Annotated in this window: 2 protein-coding genes; both read right to left on the bottom strand. The window is 61.6% G+C overall.

Annotation, left to right across the window (positions count from 1 at the left end; all coding sequences use genetic code 11):
• Nucleotides 1–250: 250 nt before the first annotated feature.
• Nucleotides 251–2,926, bottom strand: a complete 2,676-nt coding sequence (locus QZ964_RS16850; RefSeq protein ID WP_292532936.1) for a TonB-dependent receptor — start codon at nt 2,924–2,926, stop codon at nt 251–253.
• 154 nt (nt 2,927–3,080) lie between these two features.
• On the bottom strand, nt 3,081–3,446 hold the full coding sequence (locus QZ964_RS16845) for a hypothetical protein (RefSeq protein WP_292532935.1): 366 nt from the start codon (nt 3,444–3,446) through the stop codon (nt 3,081–3,083).
• Between the last annotated feature and the right edge of the window lie 432 nt (nt 3,447–3,878).

The following is a 3,878-nucleotide window of genomic DNA, read 5'->3' as shown; positions in this document are numbered from 1 at the left end:
CATAAAAGCTCGAACCCTCATTCAGGCGCGCCCGTAAAATTTACAGGCGCGCGCCGATGTAAGCAAAAAGCGAGGGCCGCGACAAGTTAATCTTGGAGCGGCCGTCTCGCTGCGGCAAAGCGTCTCAGGCGGACGATCGCGTTTTCCACAAGCCGCGGCTACTGTCGCTCACCCGCATGTCCCCGTCGAGAAGCGGCAATCCTGCGCAGCGCGCTCTCCGTTCAGAGCGCGCTGCGCATGGTTCGCAGCCTTACCGGCCGCCAGTTCCGCCCGCCGGTGCGCCGACGCCGCCGCCGAGACCCGCAACCGTTGCTCCGCCGCTTTCAGGCGCGCCCAAATCGTAGTTCAGGCTGAAGAAGAACATGCGCTGCGGATAAGGGTTTGGATTAGTGTAGGCTTTCCAGTTCCCTATGTTGTTGACGCCGACGGAGGCCGTCCAGCTGGGGGCGAACCTGTAGCGCACCTTGGTGTCGACGAAGAAGATCTCGCTGTCCGAATTGCCGTAGGTGTTGTGATTCCAATCGGTGTTCGAGAGATTGACGAAGGCGGCGGACGAGTAGCGCACGCCGAGCGCGAAGGAGAGGTCCGGGGTGGGGCTGTAGGTCGCCGCGCCGCGAATGCGGATGCGCGGCACGCGCGGATACTGACGGCCCGCGAAGAAAATGCCGGGAACTCCATTGTTGAAGTTGAGGAGCGCAGGAGCTCCGGTGAAGTCGAATGATGAGAGGTTCGACAGGATTTTCGAGTCGGTGAACGTCACGCCGCCGGAGAAGTCGAGGCCTGGGGTCAGTATGTCCTTCATCTCCGCCGCCGCCTCGACGCCACGGAACCGCGCCCTGTCGATGTTCGCGTTTGAAGTGACGCTAAAGCCGAAGGGACCTGTGTTTCGCTGACTGACGATGGCGTTCCAGCGTTCGTCGAGGAACAGGCTGACGCGCGGAATGAAGAGCCCGACGGAGCCGTTAAACGCGTCCACCCATCTGTACTGGCCAGTCAAATCGTAGCAGGTGCAGATTTCGGCTTGAAGGTTCGGATTGTTGACGATGGCCGTGTTTGTTTGGCTGGTGATCGCCTGGAACAATTCGGTGACTGTCGGAAAGCGGTAGGCGCGCCCCATCGAACCGCGCAGATTGAGTTCGGGCGTCGCTTGCCATTCGAGAGCAGCCTTGGGCGAAAAGGCGTTCTTGTTGGAATCGGGGTACAGTTTCCCGTTCGCCGTCGCCAGCGGAAGCCTGACGATCGGTTGCCCCACCGGATTCGTCGCATTGCCGAACCCGCCGGTGGCCGTTGAGCCGTCGAAGGCGCGCCAATATTCGCCGCGTCCCCCTACGATCAACTTCCAGTCCGGCAAAAATTTCCAAACATCCTGGATGTATGTCGCCGCCGTCTGGGTCTTGCCGTAATTGACCGCCTGAAGCGAAAGCGGATAATTGCTTGGCCACGCCACGGTGCTCGTCAGGGTGGTTGCGAGGCTGTACTGGTCGCCATGCGCGCCGAAGGACACTTCGTGATTGCTTAGAAATTCGTCCCTTGGACGCCAGATGAAGCGCGCATCGACCGTACGCCAATAGGCGCCGCCGTTGTTGGTGTTCAGTCCTCGCGGATCGATGTTGTAGAAATAGTTGTTCACATTGTTGTTGGGGCGAAGTCCGTATGACTGGGCCCTATTGTCGAAATCGCGCAGGAAATTATAAGACGTCAGCGAGAGATCGAAGTCGAATTGGCCGCCCGTGTCGCTTCGCAATTCCAGCGCCTGCATCAGATGGCTGGCGCCGCCGTGCGCAGGATTTATGGCGCCCGGACGGCTCTGAAATCTGCCGCCGACGGCAAGAAGCCCATTCTGCGTATCGTAGATCGGCACGCCGTTCCTGTCGGAGACGAAAGTTTGAACATGGGCGTCCGTGTTCAAGTTCCAAAAGCCGAGCTGATATCGCGCGCGTACGAGCGGCGCGATGTCGTAAGAGAGCTTGATTTTCGCCATGTGGCTTTGCACATGCTCGGCGCCGGTCGCGCCGCTGTAAAGGCTTGGCAGGCCTTCCTGATTGAAACCCAATACGCCGCCAAAAACGGGCGTGCCCGCCGTGCCCGGCGTGATTGTAGGGGCCGGGAAAGTTGGGAAGAACTGGGCTTGAGACTGATTGTCGAGATATTCGTAGCCGACCCAATACCTGAAGTCATTGATCCGGTCGCCTACCAGGACATTCATAATGCCGCCGAGATTAGTTTCGCTGCGGGCAAACAAGTTGTACGGCTGCACGGATCCGATGCCATAAGCGCGCACTTCGAAGTTATCCGGCATCCGCGTCGTCATCGTCAGCACGCCACCGATGGCGTTGCCCGGGTAGAGCGCGGAGAACGGCCCGTAGATCACATCGACGCGGGAGATTTCGGCGGGCGACACCATTCCCCAGCGCGGCGCGAACCCAAAGCCGTTGCCGAGCAGATTCGAGAGCAGCACATTGTCGGCGTAAACGAGCGTCTTGGCGCTTTCGACCGTGCCTGTCGTGCGGCCCGACACGGGGGCGTTCCGGTCGCCGGGATAACGTTCGCGCACCCAGATCGACGGCATATAGCGGAAGGCGTCAGACGAAGTCATGATGTTCGTGGTCTTTTCGATCTGCGCTCGCGTGCGGCTCTCGATCACCGCCGGAATGTTCGTCGGCAATGTGCGGCTGAACGGCGCGGGCTTGGGCTCCGCGTAACGATCCGCCAGCCCGGACCCGGACCCGGTCCCCGGCGTGGGAGTCGCGGTGGTGACGCGTCCTGGTCCGCCAGCTGAACGGCCCGCAGGGCCTCTATGCACGGCCGCCCGCGCGCCGCCGACGTCGATGGTGGGAAGCGCCTGCTGCGCATCGGCGGCCGAGGCGGCGAACAGGCTGAGCGCGGCGCAAGAGACTCCTCCGAGGAGGCGAGAATGACGGATCATGACGAGTTTCCTTGTGCGCCGACGCCTATCGACGCATGAGAGGAGGCGAGCTGCGGCGGCAAGCGCAGCGAGCACGCAAGGAAGATGTGGAAGCTGCTATGCGCAGCGGACCGAGGACAGACCGGGGCGCTTCGCGCGCGCGGGTCCGATGGCCTCAGGCGCGCGCGACGGGCGGCGCCCGCGCGCTATGCGCGCGCGACAATCGCTCGAAGCGGGATCGCGCCGCCTCAACTGGCGCGTCGATCCGCGCATATTCATCGAGCGCGGCGACATGATAGTCGGCACAGGAAACCAAGGCCGGCGCCGGTCCGCCGCATAGGAGACAGGAATGGCAGTTGTTCCGATGCCCTGCCTCGTCGCCGGTCGCCGGTTGTTCGGCGGAGCGCAGGGCGTGACACTGCGCTGAAAGCGCCTCCTCAGGGGACATCGAAGCGGCGCGCGCCAATCCGGCTCCTCCGGCGATGGTCTGCGTGACCATCGCCAGCACAAGCAGTAGCGTACGAAGCGTCGTGAGCCGCATTTCGATTCCAGTGCAAATCAGGCCGACTAATATTCACAGATGTCTGCCTCTTGGATAGGCGCACATGGCTTCCCGAGGCAGAAAAGCAGGAAGTGTAACATTTGCGCAACGAGGGGCTGATTGGCGCTAGATCACGCTGCGTTCAGGCGCACTCGCCTGAACGCCGATGACGTGATCGATTCCAAAAGCTTAGAGCGCGCTTTACGCGAAAAGCCGGTTCCCACTTTTTCGCGAGCCGCGCTCTAGTGTCGTGACCGCCGACCGCGGCGCCTAATCAAAGGCATTTCCCTTTGGCGGCGCCCATTCTAATCTTGCGCCCATGTATATCGCCATCACCAGAGACATACAGATAACGGCGCTTCCCGACTTTCTGCCGGATCGCTCGGACCCCGACCAGGACCGCTACGTCTGGTCCTATACGATCGAAATCGC

This window comes from Methylocystis sp., assembly GCF_021731785.1.
In the GTDB taxonomy this organism is placed as follows: Bacteria; Pseudomonadota; Alphaproteobacteria; order Rhizobiales; family Beijerinckiaceae; genus Methylocystis.
The sequence above is the reverse complement of the archived record's forward strand: the minus strand, read 5'-3'. Positions and strand labels throughout refer to the sequence as shown.